The following is a 13,815-nucleotide window of genomic DNA, read 5'->3' as shown; positions in this document are numbered from 1 at the left end:
GCGCTCACTCGCTGGTTCCGACCGCCAAGACCTGCCACGTCGCGGGCGCGTCGGCGACGCCCGCGGCGCCCGCCTCAGAGGTGCCTGCGCGCGATCTCGGCCCACGTGCCGGTCGGCTCGATCTCGAGGTACCTGCGCCAGCACGGGCGCGCCTTCGTCGGATCGCCGATCTGCTCGTAGGCCATCGCGAGGTTGTAATAGGCGTCCGCGAAGCGCGGATCGCTCGAGATCGCGCCCTGGAAATAGCGGATGGCGTCGGCCGCCTGGCCGCGCTCGAGCATGACGTAGCCGAGGTTGTACTGCGCCTCCGGCTGGGCCGCGTCGAGATCGAGCGCCTTCATGTAGAGCGCCTCCGCCTGCTCCTCGGCGTTGCGCCGGAAGCAGATGTTGCCGAGGTTCGTGTAGGCGATGGCCAGCCATGGGTCGATCTCGAGCGCGCGACGGTAGAGCGCCTCGGCCTCGTCCATCGTCGCCGGATCCTCATCGAGCTGGCTGGCCTGCATGTAGAGCTCGTAGGCGGTGCGCGCGCGCTCCCGGCCCACCTTCGGGCGGAGCACCCGCACGACGTCGTCGCGCAGCTCCTTCACGTCGAAGTCGAGCACCATCTGCCCCGTGAGCGGCTCGAACGCGCCCGACGCGCCCCGGACCACGACCGCCTTGCCGTCGAAGGCGACGCGGAGCTCGGCGAGGGGGCGCGTCACCTTGGGGAGCGCGGTCCGGATGTTGTCGATCGCCCGCGCGACGTCGCGCAGGCGCACCTTGCGGGCGATCAGGTCGCGCGCGGCGCGCAGCGCGATCAGGTCCGAGAAGGTGTACGCGCGCCGCCCCCGCCGCCGGCCGCTCGGCGCCGCGATGCCGGCGCGATCGAGCGAGCGCAGTCGCCCGGGCGAGATGCCGAGCAGCCGCGCGACCTCGGTGCCGGTGAACATGTCGGTGACCGGCTCGCGGGCGCCCGGCGCAGGGGGCGGCGGCTCCGTCGCGCCCGCCCGCGGCGCCGGCGGGGGCTGCGACACCCGCCCGCCACCAGGGCCGAACACGACGTGGATCACCTTGTCGGAATTTCCGGAGGCGGAACGGTCCTTCTTGCTCATCGCAGCGTCACCGGCTCCGCGCCGAGGATCGGCGGAGGCAGAGCGCGTCGTGGGGAGCGTACCCCGCCTCGCGCCGGAGTGCTCCCGTTCTCCACGTGGACACGCGCGTCAAGGGGGCACGGCCCGCGGTCGCGCTCTCGTCGGGAAGGTCCTTGCATCGCCATCACGCGCGCGCCGTCCTGTCCGTCGTTACCAGCACGCGCGCCGTGACGTCCACGGTCAGCGCGAACGAGACCGCCGCGGCGCGCGCCGCGAAGCCGCAGCGGATCTCGGCCTGCATCGGCCCGAGCGGGCCCCCCGCGCGCGCGGCGGCTTCCCGGTGCGCCACGCGGAGCGCCCGCAGCCTGAGGTGAGGGTCGAGCGTGAGCGCCCGATCGAGCAGCGCCGCCAGCGGCGCGTCCGGCGGCAGCGCGACGTGCAGGCTGGTCGACCCGTAGTAGACGAGCGCGCCCCCCTCGTCGCGGGTGCTGCCCTCGCTCAGCACGTCGGCGCTGTCGAACAGCGCGTGGAGGCGCCCCGTCGAGCAGGTCACGAGCTCGATGTGCCTCCGCTGGAGGAGCGGTGGACGCTGGACCTTCGCCAGACCGGGACCGGGTAGACGCTCGCTGCGCGACATGGCGATCGCGATCGTGGCACCGCCGCGCGCTGCGTCCCAAAAGCGCGCGGAGATTCGCACAAAGTTGCTGCGGCACCTGATTTCGTGCGGGACGCCGGGGGCCGCGCGGCAGCGACGAATTTGGCCACGCGCGGCGCGCCTTGCCACGATGCGTGCCGCGCCGAAGGGCGGGAAGGAGCGAGCATGGACTACACCGGCATGGAGCGCCGCAAGCACCGGGTCTTCATCACCCGCAACACGGAGTATCACGTCCGCGACGACGTCTGCGTCGCGGTCCGCGATCGGGCCGCACGCAAGTTCAGGCCAGCCCACCTCGCGCTGCACCTGAAGCTCCAGGGCGCGGTTCGGATCAACCCGAACGGCGTCGTGATCCCGGAGCCGCAGAACGCGCGCGTCGGCAGCCCGATCTATTTCACCCAGATGGATCAGGACGGGATGGAGCGGCAGATCGTGACGAGCCGCGTGGAGGCGATCGAGCGGCCCGAGAAGGCCACGGTGCTCCAGTACCCCTCGTGACACAGCGGAGCGCCCGGCCGCGCGGCGCGGGCGCTCGTCGTCGTGGATGGGGTCCTGGTGGTCGTCGTCGCGCGCGCCCCCCGGCGCGGGCGCTCGTCGTCGCGCGCGCCGCGCGTGGCGTGTCCGCTCAGCCGAGCGTGCAGAAGCCTTCGTAGTCGATGTAGCTCGTGATGGTCGGCGACTCGCCGCAGACGGGGCAGTTCTTGTCGCGGCGCAGCTTGAGCTCGCCGAACTTCATCCGCAGCGAGTCGTAGGTGAGGAGCCGGCCGATGAGCGGCGTCCCCTTGCCGAGGATCAGCTTCACCGCCTCGGTCGCCTGGATCATGCCGATGGTCCCCGGCAGGATCCCGAGCACGCCCGCTTCCTGGCAGCTCGGCGCGAGGTGGGGGGGCGGCGGCTCGGGGTAGAGGCACCGGTAGCAGGGGCCGACGCCCGGCATGAACGTCGTGACCTGGCCCTCGAAGCGGAAGATCGAGCCGTGCACGACCGGCTTCTTCTTGAAGACCGAGGCGTCGTTCACGAGGTAGCGCGTCGGGAAATTGTCGCACCCGTCGACGATGACGTCGAACTGCTCGAAGATGCGGTCGACGTTGCCGCTGTCGACGCGCTCCTGGAACTTCACGACCTTCACGTCGGGGTTCAGGTCGCGGATCGCGATCTCGGCGCTGTCGACCTTGGGCTTGCCCACGCGCGAGGTCGCGTGGAGGATCTGCCGCTGGAGGTTCGAGTTGTCGACGACGTCGGCGTCGACGAGGCCGAGCGTCCCCACGCCGGCGGCGGCCAGGTAGAGGGCCGCCGGGCTGCCGAGGCCGCCGGCGCCCAGCAGGAGCACCTTGGAGGCGAGCAGCTTGGCCTGCCCCGCCTCGCCGACCTCGGGCAGGAGCAGGTGCCGGGAGTACCGATCCCGCTGCGCGTCCGTGAGGCTGGGCGGCATCTCGACCGGGTAGGCCATGTCCTTCCAGCGGGTGAAGCCCGGGTTGGCGCTCTCCACGTTGGTGTAGCCGAGCTCCTGGAGCGTCTTCGCGGCGAGCGCCGAGCGCGTGCCGCCGGCGCAATAGGCCACGATGTGGGCCGACTTGTCCGGCAGCCTCTGCTCGACTTGGATCTCCAGAAAGCCTCGCGGGATCGAGATCGCGCCCGGGATGAAGCCGGCGCGGTACTCCTCCTTCTCACGCACATCCAGGAGCACCATCGGGACCTTGTCGTCGAGGCGGCGCTTGAGCTCAGTCAGCGAGAGCTCGCGGATGGACTTGCGGACGTCGGAGATGAGGTCGCTATAGGTCGTAGGCATCGTGGCTCCTCAGGGAGGGAGAGACTTAGGTGCCCGGCGCGACGAGTCAACGACGGACGGCCGGCGGTCGAGAATTGTGGCAGCGCGGGCAGCGCGGGCGCCGCGCCTGTCGGCAGGGGCGAGGCGGGTCGGCTCGGCCTGCCGGCGCGGCGCAGCCAGCCGCTCGGCGGCGGCCGGAGGGCGGGGCTCCGAAAGGGCGGCGCTAGCGGCTGCGGGGCAGGAGATCGGGCCGCGATCGGAGCGAGGCGAGGGGCTCCTCCTTCTGCATGCCCCCCTCGCACTGGATGCGCGCGACGCGGCCTGCGGGCGGCACGTCGATGATCGTCGCCGGCTCGTTCTCCGACTTGCAGAGCGCGAGCACCTTGGTGCCCGGGGCGAGGCGCCCGCTGCGGAGCTGCTTGCGGGGCAGCTTGATCTCGGCGTCGTCGGCGAGCCGCCGGACGGTGATGTCGGCTCCCTGGACGTCGCTCACCACGCCGAGCTCGAGCGTCGGCTGCTTCTCCCGGAGCGGGCCCCACACGCGCTCGCCCTTCAGCTGGTCGTTCGGCGGCAGCCAGTCGACGGTCGGCTCCTGGGCGAGGCGCGCCAGCGGCACCCACCCGATCGCGACGTCGAACGCCGCCGTGACCACGGCCGTGCCGGGGTCGACCTCGGTCACCAGCGCGCGATCCTTGGTCTGGCCGATCACCCACACGGGCGTCGAGGGCAGGAGGCTGCGCGTCGGCTCGCCGTCGCTGTCCGACGCGGGCGAGACCGCGACGGTGCCGTGAGACCAGCGCTTTTCCGGCTTCTTCATGGGCTTCATCCGGACCTTCCGCGCCTCGACCCACGCCGCGAGGGCGGCGCGCTTCCGCGCGAGCAGCTCGGGCAGCGCGCCGCTCCCTGGCAGCTCGGTCGCGTCGGGCGCGGGCGCCTCCCAGCGCAGGAGCGCGATGGTGGCGTCGAGCTGCTCGAGCGTGGCTTCCGCGTCCTGGGTGCCGAGCGCCCTGCCGGCGAGCTCGGCCAGCCGTGGCGCCGCGGCCGCGCGGACCCGCCCGAGGATCGCGCGCCCTTGCTCCTCGGAGGTGTCTCCACGCTTCACGGCGGCGTCGATCTTCTCAACCACGCTCGCCCAGCGTCCGGCCGAGACGTCCGCCTCGACCTGCGCATAGAGGACCTCGGCGATGGTGGCGTCGAGCTCCGCGGTGAGCCGGTCCGTGGCGGCGTCGCCGAGGACCGCCCTCGTCGGCGGGGCCGCGAGGAACGCGCGCGCCTCCGCGAGCTTGCCGGCGATGGTCGCGTCGTCGACCTTCCTGCTCGCGCACGCCGCGGCCTGCGACGCCACGAGCCGCCGCACCTCGTGGGTGAACGCCTCGCTCTTCAGCTCGTCGATCCGCGCCGACAGCTTGTGGAACGCGGCCTCGCACTCCTTCTTGTCGAGCAGCTCGGCGGCGTCGTCGGCCCAGACCTTCGCCTCGCGCCTGTCGATCTTCTCGCGCAGCTCGCCGATCTGGTACCGGTGCGAGTCGACGCCGAGCCCGCTCGCCTCGTCGAGCAGCCCGCGGGCGTCGGCGTACCGCTTGTCGGACAGCGCGCGGCTCGCCTCGTCGACGCGGCGCTGGCTCTCCGCGATGCGCGCCATCTCCGCCGTGACGGCGGGCTTCGGCGCCGGTCGCGCGGCCGGCTCGGCGGCGCAGCCGGCCGCGACGGGGATCGCGGCGAGGACGAGGGCGATGGAAACGGGATGACGGAGCAGCGGCCCTGCTGAGCGCATAGGGACAGGACTCTTCCACTTCCCCCGGAGGATCGTCAACATCACCCCCGGCGGCGTTTCTTGACCCTCGTGCGCTGACGCCTTACGTGAGCTCCCCGTGAGCGACGACGATACGCGCGGGACGGGTGACCACGAGCCGGCCGCCGAGGAGAGCGGCGGCGCGCGCGTCTTCAAGGCGCCGAAGATCACGATCAACCGCGTCTACACGCGGCAGGGGGACGGCGGGCTGACCCGGCTCGTCGGCGGGCAGCTCGTCCCGAAGGACGACGCGCGGATCGAGACCTACGGCACCGTCGACGAGCTCAACGCGCTCGTCGGCGCCGCGCGGCAGACGTTGATCGAGCTGCTCCCGGGGGCGCCGGGCGAGGGCGCCCAGCGCCTCGTGGAGCTCGGGCGCACGCTGCTCCGCGTCCAGCACGAGCTCTTCAACCTCGGGTCGATCCTCGCGACGCTCCCGGAGGACGTCCACCCGAAGCAGCCGCGCGTGACGCAGGCCGAGATCGATCTCCTCGAGGCCGAGATGGACCGCTGCCAGGCCGATCTGCCGCCGCTGCGCTCGTTCGTCCTCCCCGGCGGCTCGCGGCTCAACACGGATCTCCACGTGGCGCGGACGGTGTGCCGCCGGGCCGAGCGCTGCTGCGTGCGCCTCGCCCAGGCCGGCCACGCCGATCCGCACGCGGTCCGCTACCTGAACCGCCTGAGCGACGCGCTCTTCGTCTGGAGCCGCTGGGCGGCCGCGCTCCTCGGCACGCCCGAGCTCCTCTGGGAGCCCGACGCCTCGGCGAGCGGCGGCAAGGCGCCGCCCGCCTGAGCCGCGCCGCCCTGGCCGGCGTCACAGCGGCGCGCTCGTGGCCTTTCCGCCGCGGAGCAGGCGCGGGGGCTCTCCACCGGAGCGCGCGGTCGTCCTCGGCTCGGGTAGCGCCGCCGCGTCGGCCGCGGTGAGGGCGGCGCGCGTGCGCTGCACGAGCCGCAGGCCCGCGGCGAGGCCGACGCCTGCCACGAGGGCGAGGCAGGCGATCGTGATCGGGAAGGGGAGGGCGCCTGTCAGCCGCGTGGTCGGCACGGCGGGACCGAAGATGAGCGCCGCGACGAGGTAGGCGAGCCGCTCGTGCCGGCGCATCAGCCCGTCGGGCAGCGAGATCTGGTAAGCGTCGGCCTTGGCTCGCGCGTAGCTCACGAGCGACGAGGCGACCATCGCGACGAGCGGGATCGCGAGCGCCGCGGGGTGCTCTCGGTAGAAGACGGCGAGGCCGATGAGCGGCGCGGCGTCGGACAGGCGGTCGAGGCACGAGTCGAGCACCGCGCCGGCGCGCGACGCCTTGCCGCCTTCGCGCGCCACCATGCCGTCGAGCGCGTCGAGGACGGCGCCGGCGATGAGCAGCGCGGCGCCTGACCGGAAGCGGCCGGCCGCGAGCAGCGGCGCGCAGGCGAGCGACAGGCCGAGCGAGAGGTAGGTGAGCGCGTCCGGCGAGACGCCGAGGCGCACGAGCGCGCGTGCGGGGGCGTGGAACGACCAGTAGAAGGCCTCGACCACCGGCCTGGGGAGCAGCGCGCTCCCAGGAGAGGCGCCGAGCCGCGGCATCGCGGGTCGGCCGCGGCGCGCGACGCGCACGGCGTAGGCGCCGAGCACGGCTGTGCAGATTAGGATCGCGAGGGCGCAGGGGAGGACGGCCACGCCGAGGGCGGTTGCAGGGTTCGATCCGGGGCCGCGTCAGGCGGCGCGGGCGATCGGGCTGCGCCGCTGCGAGCGACGACCTCGCGCCGTCGCGGGCGGCCACGTTGAAACCCGGAGAATTTTCACAGGGAGGCGGGGAGGCGGGGAGGAAGAAGAAATGAATTTCTCCCTCTTGCCGTCTCTCGCTCCCCGCCTCCTCGCCTCCCTGTGAAATCTCTGCTTTTTCTCGTCGTTTCAGCCCGTTTGTCGCTCTAGGGGCATCTGGCGCGCGAGAGCCGGATGCCCTGGTCTTGCTCCGTGTAGGCGATACCGAGCTCCTGGCCTGTCCAGGCCAGCGCCGGGTACCGGGCGGTCGCGCCGCCGCTCGCCTCGATCTCGTCGCCCATGGGCTCGAGGTCCCGGCCCAGCAGCGTGACGAAGACGCCCGGGGGACCGTCGCGGAACTGGTAGTACGCGACGGCGAGGCCGTGCCCCGTCCACGCGAGCGCCGGCCAGTTGGCGCTGCCTTCGCCGCGCGAGACGATGGCCTCGGGCGACACATCGTCCTGCGCGGAGATCCGGAGCGCGCGGATCTGCTCCGCGCCGCTGCGGGTGTCCTCCCAGACGACAAAGGCGTCGTCCCCGCCGAGCACGACGCGCGGCAGCTTCGCCGTGACGCCCGGGTGCGCGATCGGATCGAGCGGAGCGCTCTCCTGGCCCGGCCTGGCGAAGTCGAGCGCGTCGCCCCGGGTCCAGACCACCGCGGTCTTCTCGCCGTCCGAGGCGACGGCCGGAAATTGCGCCTGATCCAGCGGCGTCGAGCTGCTCAGCGCGCCGCCGTCGAGGTGGCCGAGCTGCGACCCGCCCGCGTCCATCCACGCGACGAGCGTCCCGTCCTGGCCCGCCGCCGCGGTGGGCCAGGACTCGGCCGCTCCGCTCCTGGCCAGATCGAAGGCCGCGCCCTCGACGACGCCTCCCAGCGTCGCGCGGCGGCCGCGCACGACGCTGCCCGCGCCGTCCTGATCCTGCCAGAGGACGAGCAGGCCCTGCCCGTCGCGGTGAACGCTCGGGTGGCTGGAGACGCCCGGCCCGTCATCGATCACCTCCTCCCGCAGCTTGTCGCCCTCCGCGTCGACCATGGCGAGGTGGATGTCGCCCTCGTCGGCCGCGCGCTCCTGCCAGGCGATGGCGAAGCCCGCGCCGGTCCACGCGATCGAGGGCGTGATCCCGCGGCCGCTGCTCACCTTCAGGCCCTCGGCCGCGATCGTGCAGGCCGCGGCGTGGCTCCCGGTCCCTCCGCCTCCCGCCGCGTGCCCGCCGCCTCCCGCCGCGTGCCCGCCGCCTCCCGTCTCTGCTTGCCCGCCTCGTTCTCCGGAGCCGCAGCCCCATGACGCCGCGAGGATCGCCGCGCTGATCGAGCCAAGAACCCAGTGCCTCATTGTTCCCCCGTCGTGGTGATGGGAGGCGCTCGGCGCGGCGCGCGCCGCGCGGAGATCGCGCCGAGTGCCTCGATTCACGGGTCCGGCGCGGCGACGTCCTCCGTCTCGGAGACGGCGAGGCGCGGATCGCCGTGCGGGACGACCGCCGTTTCTCTGTTCGATGTCCGGAGGGGCCGCGGGTCGCGGCCCGGCCCTGCGCTTCGCGCAGATCACGCAGCGTGCGCCGCGCTTCGGGCCGCGAAGCGCCGTTCGCTCAGCGCGCTTCGGCTCCAGCGCCGTGCGCGCCTGCAGGCATTCTCCGATCGGCGCTGCCCTGACTGGATCGCGCGCCGCGCGCGCGGATCCGACCGGCGGCGCTACCCGTCGCTCTGCTGCGGCTGCAGCGCCTCGGCGACGGCCGCGAGCACGTCCTGCGCGGCGTCGAGCTTGCGTCGCGGCATCGACTTCAGCGCCTGTCGCACGGCCGCCTCCACCGTGCCGGTGCGGAGGCTGTCGAGCTCGCGCCCGCGCGCGGTGAGGCCCAGGAGCGCGCGGCGCCCGTCCTTCGGGTCGACCCGGCGCTCGATGATCCCGCGCTCTTGCAGCCGCTTCAGCACCCCCGTGAGGGTGCTCGGGTGCAGCTGCATGATCTCGGCGAGCTGCCCGGCGGAGATCCCCGGGTAGCGCCCGACGATGCGGATGACGAGCCGCTGCGGGCCCGTCACGCCCATCTTCGCCTCCATGCGCTTCGACGTCGACTGCAGGCCGTGATCGACGGCCCACAGGAGCTTCATGAAGTCGAGCACCTCGCCCAGCCGAGAGCTCTTTTCTGAAGGGGATCCGGCTGGAGGCGAGCGCATCGCCGATGCGTGCTAGCTCGCCCGGACGCGGGCGGCTAGTGCTGGTCGCAGCGAGGGCCGTCGGCCCCGGGCAGGCGCGGGGCGCGGCGCCGGGGCAGATCGCCGAGGAATTCGTGCGGGAACACCGCGGGAACACCGCGGGATGCGGCGAACACCGCGATCGCCGCGGGCGCGCCGGGGCGCACCGGGAAGCGAGGCGACGTCGAGCAACCCACGGCGCCGCCGTTGACTCCGCGCTTTGCCGTAGCGCTGGCGGGCGGTTTCGGAGCAAGATCCACGTCGATGAGCTGGGCACGGCGAGCCGCTCTGTGGACCGGGCTCGGCGCGCTGCTCTGCATCTCGGGCGCGGCCGTCGGCCAGGCGCCGTCGGTGCGCGCGTCGTTCTCGGCGGCGTACCGCGCCTTCCGTGATCCCAGCCTGCTCGATCGCGCGCCCGCCCTCGCGGCGGCGGCCGACGCCTGCCCGCCGCCCGCTGGCGACGCGCCGCCCGCCCTCACGGCGCTCCTCGTGCACGAGTTCCAGCCCGCCGCGGACGAGGATCTCGAGGACCCCGACGGGGCGGTGCTGGCCACGCTGGCGATGCCGGACCTCGACGTGCCCCTCACGCGCCGCACGATGCGGTTCGTCCGCTTCTTCGCCCAGTCCGACGAGGGGCGCGCCCTCTTCCAGCGGCGCTTCCGGCGCGCCGGCGCGTACCGCGACATCATCGAGCGCTCGCTCCGCGAGGCGGGCCTGCCGGAGGATCTGCTCTGGGTCGCGGCGATCGAGAGCGGCTTCGACCCGCGGGCGGTCTCGCCGGCCGGCGCGGCGGGGCTCTGGCAGTTCATGCCGAGGACGGGCGAGGCCTACGGCCTGGAGCAGTCCGAGTGGATCGACGCCCGCATGGGCATCACGCGGGCCACGGACGCCGCGACCGCGCACCTGCGCGACCTGTACGAGCGCTTCGGCCGCTGGGACCTCGCGCTGGCGGCGTACAACCTCGGCCACGAGGGCGTGCTCCGCGCGCTGTCGAAGGTCGCGGCGGCGCGCGATCCCGAGGCCCGCGGGCCCGTCGGGCTCGCGGAGCTCTCGCAGGCCGGCGCCATCCCCAAGGAGACCGCGGACTACGTGCCGCAGATCGTCGCCTTCGCGATCGTCGCGGCGAACCGCGGGCGCTTCGGGCTGGACCTGCCCGACGTCGCGCCGCTCCCGCCGCTCGACCTCGGCGAGGTCGCGGTGCCGCCGGGGACGCGGCTCCGCACGATCGCGCGCGCCGCGGGCATCTCGACGGCCGTGCTGCGCGAGCACAACCCCGAGCTCCTGCGCGACCGTGTCCCGCCCGGCCGTGTCGACCACCTGATCTCGCTGCCCGCCGAGCGCGTCGCGCGCGCCATGGCCCTCTTCCCCGCCTACCTCGACCACGAGGAGCTCGACGAGGACGAGGGCGACGGCGCGAGCGCCGAGCTGCCGCGGCGCGCCGCGATCGGCGAGCTCGCGCTGGACGGCGCGTCGCTGCCGCCCCGCCCCGTGTCGCTCGGCCGGAACCGGCTCCCCCTCTTCACCCCGCCCGGCCAGGCGCCGGCGCCCATGCCGCTCCTCGGCAACCCGGAGGCGCTCGACGCGAGGCTCCCGATCGTGATGATCGGCGGCGGCGTCGGCTTTCGCCCTGCCTTCGAGGACGACCCGCTCGGCATCCGGAGCGGGCGCCTCGTCCCGCCGTCGCCCTTCGACGACGCAGGAGGCCCGAGCGCGCGCCGCGCCCTCAAGGGGCGCGAGGCGGCGATCGAGAAGCAGATCGGGCTCCTCGCGGGCCTCGGCCAGGAGCAGGTGCAGCGCTTCCGCCTCCCGAACGGCATCGCGGTCGACTTCCGGGAAGACCCCGCGGCGCCGCTCGTCTCGATCAGCGCGGCCGTCGCCGTTCCGGCGCGGTCCGCGGGCGACGCCGGCGCGGCGGGGCCCGCGCTCGCCAGCGAGGCGCGCGTCGCGATCACCGTGCCTCCGCGGGATCTCGACGTCGGCATCGACCTCGTCGCCGCGCGGCTCAGGATGCTGCTCGGCGAGGCGAGCGACGCGCGCGTTGCCGAGCTCCGGCGGCAGGCCAGCGCGGCCTCGCGGCGCGCGCTCGAGCGGGCGCCGTACGGCCCCTCGTGGCTTGCGCTCGGGGACGCGCTGTTCCCCGCCGGCCACCCGCTGGAGGGCACCTTGATAGGTGCGCGCGGCGACGCAGGCGCGGCGAGCGATCTCCTGCTCACCGAGTCGCTCCGGCGCGAGCGCGCCGCGGCCCAGGCGACGATCGCGCTCTCGGGCGACGTCTCCCGCGCGGCGGTCGAGCAGGCGCTCGCGCGCTCGCTCCAGCGCGCCGTCGAGGAGCCGGAGCGGCCCATCGGGCCGCATCCACGCGAGGAGCGGATCGTCATCGAGGACGCGGTGCCGGCGCCGCGGCTGCTCTATGGCTGGATCGCGCCGCCGGAGGGAGGCACGGACGAGGCGCCGCTCCGGGTGGCGATGGAGATCCTCGTCAGCCCGCGCGTCGCGCGGCTCGCGAAGACCCTCGTGGCCGAGGGGCAGCTCGCGTCGGAGGTGACGGGGCGCCTGTCGCTCGGCGCGCAGGCGAGCGTCGCGGCGGTGGAGCTCACGCCCGCGCCGTCGCGCAGCGCCGCCGAGCTGGAGCAGCGCCTCGACGCCGAGCTCGCGTCGCTCGCGACGTCCGGGCCCACCTGGAAGGAGCTGGCCCTCGCGAAGGCCTTGCTCAAGCTGGATCTCGAGAGAGAGCTCACCCGGCGCGCGACGGTCGCGCCGCCGCCCGCGTCTCCTCGGCCGATCACCGATCTGCGGCTGCGGGCTGCGCTCGATCCGGGCAGCCTGCCGAGGCTGCTCCGCGCGCTCGAGGAGGTCGAGCCGGCCGACGTGCGCGCCGTGGTCGCGCGGACCTTCGGCCGAGAGCGTCGGGTGAGCGTCACGACCTGGCCGCGCGGCGGAAGCGCCGTGGCGACCGCGGCCCCCTCGACGCTCCCGCCGCTCGCTCCGCCGCAGCAGCCGTGAGGCCGCTGGCGCGTGCTCAATCGGCCGAGCGCGGCCGAGCGCGGCCTAACGCGCCCAAGCGTGCCCGAGCGTGGCCAAACACCGCTGAACATGCCGCCGTGTAACCGGCGTCACATGTTCAGCACCCCGCGCGCCAGCCGGCCTTTTTCATCATGAACTTATGGACAGGTATGGACAGCTGGTAGTGATCGGAGATAACACGGGAGAATGACGACCCCTGTGAAGCCGCTGATGGCTGCGGTACCGGCGAGCGAGCACTCCGGCCATTTCCAGGATGGTGTCTATCGGCCCTCCCTCTCGTCGCCCGCGGAGGCGCAGGCGCTCCGGACGCGGAGCGGCGTCGTGGAGCGCGCGACGCGGACCACCGCGAGGACGCACTCCGGCGTGCGGTTCTCGGAGGCGTCCGAGCTGCCTTCGCTGCTCGACCACGTGCCCGCGGTCATCGCGCTGGAGCGGCAGCCGGTGCTGCGCAACCTGCTCATCACCCAGTGCTACTACGAGATCTCCGCGGAGCTCGTGAAGCTGCTCGGCGGACGCAACGCGCACTGGTGCACCTTCGCCACGTGGGCCTCGAAGACGGCGGGGCGGTTCATCCGCAACGAGGAGGTGCCGGCGGTGCTCCGGCAGCTGATCCTCTCGGACGAGGACGAGCGGGAGGTGATCTCGCAGCGCGCCGGCATCACGACGGGGCGCGGCAAGGGCGAGCCCCAGCGCTCGCCGCTCGCCAGCGGCGTCAACCTGCTCACGCCCTGGTGGGGTCATGGACTCGATCTGATGGAGATCCCGGAGCGGATCTTGCGCGAGCTGAGCTCGGACATCGCCCTCGGCAATCTCAAGGTCTTCGAGGAGCTCGGACCGCTGTTCGTCCGCATGATCCACCTCTATCGAGAGTGCCCGCGGCCCGGCGACGCGCAGCTCGCCGCGCTGCTCGACGGGCTGCAGACAGGGCCGTCTCGGGAGGGGGGACAGGGGCTGCTCCGCAGCGCCATGGCGCGCTACCACGAGGCGATGCTCACGGAGGAGAAGGACAGGAAAGCGGAGCTGGTCCTCCTCGCCAACGCGCTCGTCGGGCTGCACGAGCAGGTGCGGCTCCAGCCGTACATCGCGAGGGCGCTCAACGCGCCCGTCCGCTGCCTGCGCGACGCGATCGGCGTCCCCGGACGGCACCTGCCCGAGGCGCTCAGGTCCGTGATCCGCGAGCAGGCGGAGAAGGTGCAGGCGGTCTGGCGCCTGCTGGCCACGAAGGAAATGATGACCATGCGCCTGCCGGACGAGCTCCTCGATCTCGGCCACGACCTGCCCGCGCCGCCCGGCTTGCCGCTCCACTGCGCGGAGCTGGCGACCATCGAGGATCGCGAGCTCTTCGACCTCCTGAGCGAGTACGACGCGCACGACCAGACGACGCACGGCTGCGGCGCAGAGGACTGGGCGTCGCTGCCCGAGCGCATGGGCTACATCCTCGAGCTGTTCCGCTCACGGCAGTCCTGCGCGCGGCTCCTCGAGCGGCCCTTCAGCCGCGAGCAGCACGCCGAGATCGTCGCCTGGCGGGTGCCGATGCCCATCCACGGCGAGCTCTAGCGCCGCGCTCCTTCTCC

The 13,815-nt window shown here is 73.7% G+C and carries 11 protein-coding genes; 4 read left to right on the top strand and 7 right to left on the bottom strand.

All coding sequences use genetic code 11. The features are described 5' to 3' along the window. Positions 1-74: 74 nt before the first annotated feature. Positions 75-1,091 (bottom strand): tetratricopeptide repeat protein, encoded by a 1,017-nt coding sequence (locus tag WMF44_RS21000; RefSeq protein WP_437300882.1) that lies wholly within the window; start codon positions 1,089-1,091, stop codon positions 75-77. A 163-nt stretch (positions 1,092-1,254) separates the two neighbouring features. Beyond that, positions 1,255-1,707 carry a hypothetical protein gene (locus WMF44_RS20995; protein WP_437300881.1) on the bottom strand — a complete coding sequence of 151 codons (453 nt, stop codon included), beginning with the start codon at positions 1,705-1,707 and terminating at the stop codon, positions 1,255-1,257. A gap of 183 nt (positions 1,708-1,890) precedes the next feature. On the opposite strand from WMF44_RS20995, the gene WMF44_RS20990 reads away from it, so the two are divergent. Further along, on the top strand, positions 1,891-2,223 hold the full coding sequence (locus tag WMF44_RS20990; RefSeq protein ID WP_437300880.1) for a hypothetical protein: 333 nt from the start codon (positions 1,891-1,893) through the stop codon (positions 2,221-2,223). Between the two features lie 127 nt (positions 2,224-2,350). Here WMF44_RS20990 and moeB read toward each other — a convergent pair whose 3' ends face one another. Beyond that, complete coding sequence (gene moeB, locus WMF44_RS20985) at positions 2,351-3,514, bottom strand: molybdopterin-synthase adenylyltransferase MoeB (RefSeq protein WP_437300879.1); 1,164 nt, start codon at positions 3,512-3,514, stop codon at positions 2,351-2,353. 202 nt (positions 3,515-3,716) lie between these two features. Beyond that, on the bottom strand, positions 3,717-5,267 hold the full coding sequence (locus WMF44_RS20980; RefSeq protein ID WP_437300878.1) for a hypothetical protein: 1,551 nt from the start codon (positions 5,265-5,267) through the stop codon (positions 3,717-3,719). Between the two features lie 97 nt (positions 5,268-5,364). Here WMF44_RS20980 and WMF44_RS20975 point away from each other — a divergent pair, with 97 nt between their 5' ends. After that, complete coding sequence (locus WMF44_RS20975) at positions 5,365-6,078, top strand: cob(I)yrinic acid a,c-diamide adenosyltransferase (RefSeq protein WP_437300877.1); 714 nt, start codon at positions 5,365-5,367, stop codon at positions 6,076-6,078. A 21-nt stretch (positions 6,079-6,099) separates the two neighbouring features. Here WMF44_RS20975 and WMF44_RS20970 read toward each other — a convergent pair whose 3' ends face one another. The 3 genes from WMF44_RS20970 to WMF44_RS20960 form a co-directional block, all read right to left on the bottom strand. Further along, a complete protein-coding gene (locus WMF44_RS20970; protein ID WP_437300876.1) occupies positions 6,100-6,897 on the bottom strand; it encodes a CDP-alcohol phosphatidyltransferase family protein in 798 nt (265 codons plus the stop codon). A 296-nt stretch (positions 6,898-7,193) separates the two neighbouring features. Then, positions 7,194-8,360, bottom strand: a complete 1,167-nt coding sequence (locus WMF44_RS20965) for a hypothetical protein (RefSeq protein WP_437300875.1) — start codon at positions 8,358-8,360, stop codon at positions 7,194-7,196. Positions 8,361-8,716: 356 nt separating this feature from the next. Next, positions 8,717-9,199, bottom strand: a complete 483-nt coding sequence (locus WMF44_RS20960; protein ID WP_437300874.1) for a MarR family winged helix-turn-helix transcriptional regulator — start codon at positions 9,197-9,199, stop codon at positions 8,717-8,719. Positions 9,200-9,481: 282 nt separating this feature from the next. Between WMF44_RS20960 and WMF44_RS20955 the strand changes: the two genes are divergently transcribed. Together WMF44_RS20955 and WMF44_RS20950 are read left to right on the top strand one after the other, a co-directional pair. Continuing rightward, a complete protein-coding gene (locus WMF44_RS20955; RefSeq protein ID WP_437300873.1) occupies positions 9,482-12,220 on the top strand; it encodes a transglycosylase SLT domain-containing protein in 2,739 nt (912 codons plus the stop codon). Positions 12,221-12,427: 207 nt separating this feature from the next. Beyond that, positions 12,428-13,798, top strand: a complete 1,371-nt coding sequence (locus WMF44_RS20950) for a hypothetical protein (protein WP_437300872.1) — start codon at positions 12,428-12,430, stop codon at positions 13,796-13,798. Positions 13,799-13,815 lie beyond the last annotated feature (17 nt).

This window comes from Sorangium sp. So ce426 (assembly GCF_051475585.1).
Lineage (GTDB): Bacteria > Myxococcota_A > Polyangia > Polyangiales > Polyangiaceae > Sorangium > Sorangium cellulosum_B.
The sequence above is the reverse complement of the archived record's forward strand: the minus strand, read 5'-3'. Positions and strand labels throughout refer to the sequence as shown.

Bases quoted from the DNA above. Each gene is read 5' to 3' on its own strand.
- WMF44_RS21000 (WP_437300882.1), bottom strand. From the start codon at position 1,091: ATGAGCAAGAAGGACCGTTCCGCCTCCGGAAATTCCGACAAGGTGATC.
- WMF44_RS20995 (WP_437300881.1), bottom strand. From the start codon at position 1,707: ATGTCGCGCAGCGAGCGTCTACCCGGTCCCGGTCTGGCGAAGGTCCAG.
- WMF44_RS20990 (WP_437300880.1), top strand. From the start codon at position 1,891: ATGGACTACACCGGCATGGAGCGCCGCAAGCACCGGGTCTTCATCACC.
- moeB (WP_437300879.1), bottom strand. From the start codon at position 3,514: ATGCCTACGACCTATAGCGACCTCATCTCCGACGTCCGCAAGTCCATC.
- WMF44_RS20980 (WP_437300878.1), bottom strand. From the start codon at position 5,267: ATGCGCTCAGCAGGGCCGCTGCTCCGTCATCCCGTTTCCATCGCCCTC.
- WMF44_RS20965 (WP_437300875.1), bottom strand. From the start codon at position 8,360: ATGAGGCACTGGGTTCTTGGCTCGATCAGCGCGGCGATCCTCGCGGCG.
- WMF44_RS20960 (WP_437300874.1), bottom strand. From the start codon at position 9,199: ATGCGCTCGCCTCCAGCCGGATCCCCTTCAGAAAAGAGCTCTCGGCTG.
- WMF44_RS20955 (WP_437300873.1), top strand. From the start codon at position 9,482: ATGAGCTGGGCACGGCGAGCCGCTCTGTGGACCGGGCTCGGCGCGCTG.
- WMF44_RS20950 (WP_437300872.1), top strand. From the start codon at position 12,428: ATGACGACCCCTGTGAAGCCGCTGATGGCTGCGGTACCGGCGAGCGAG.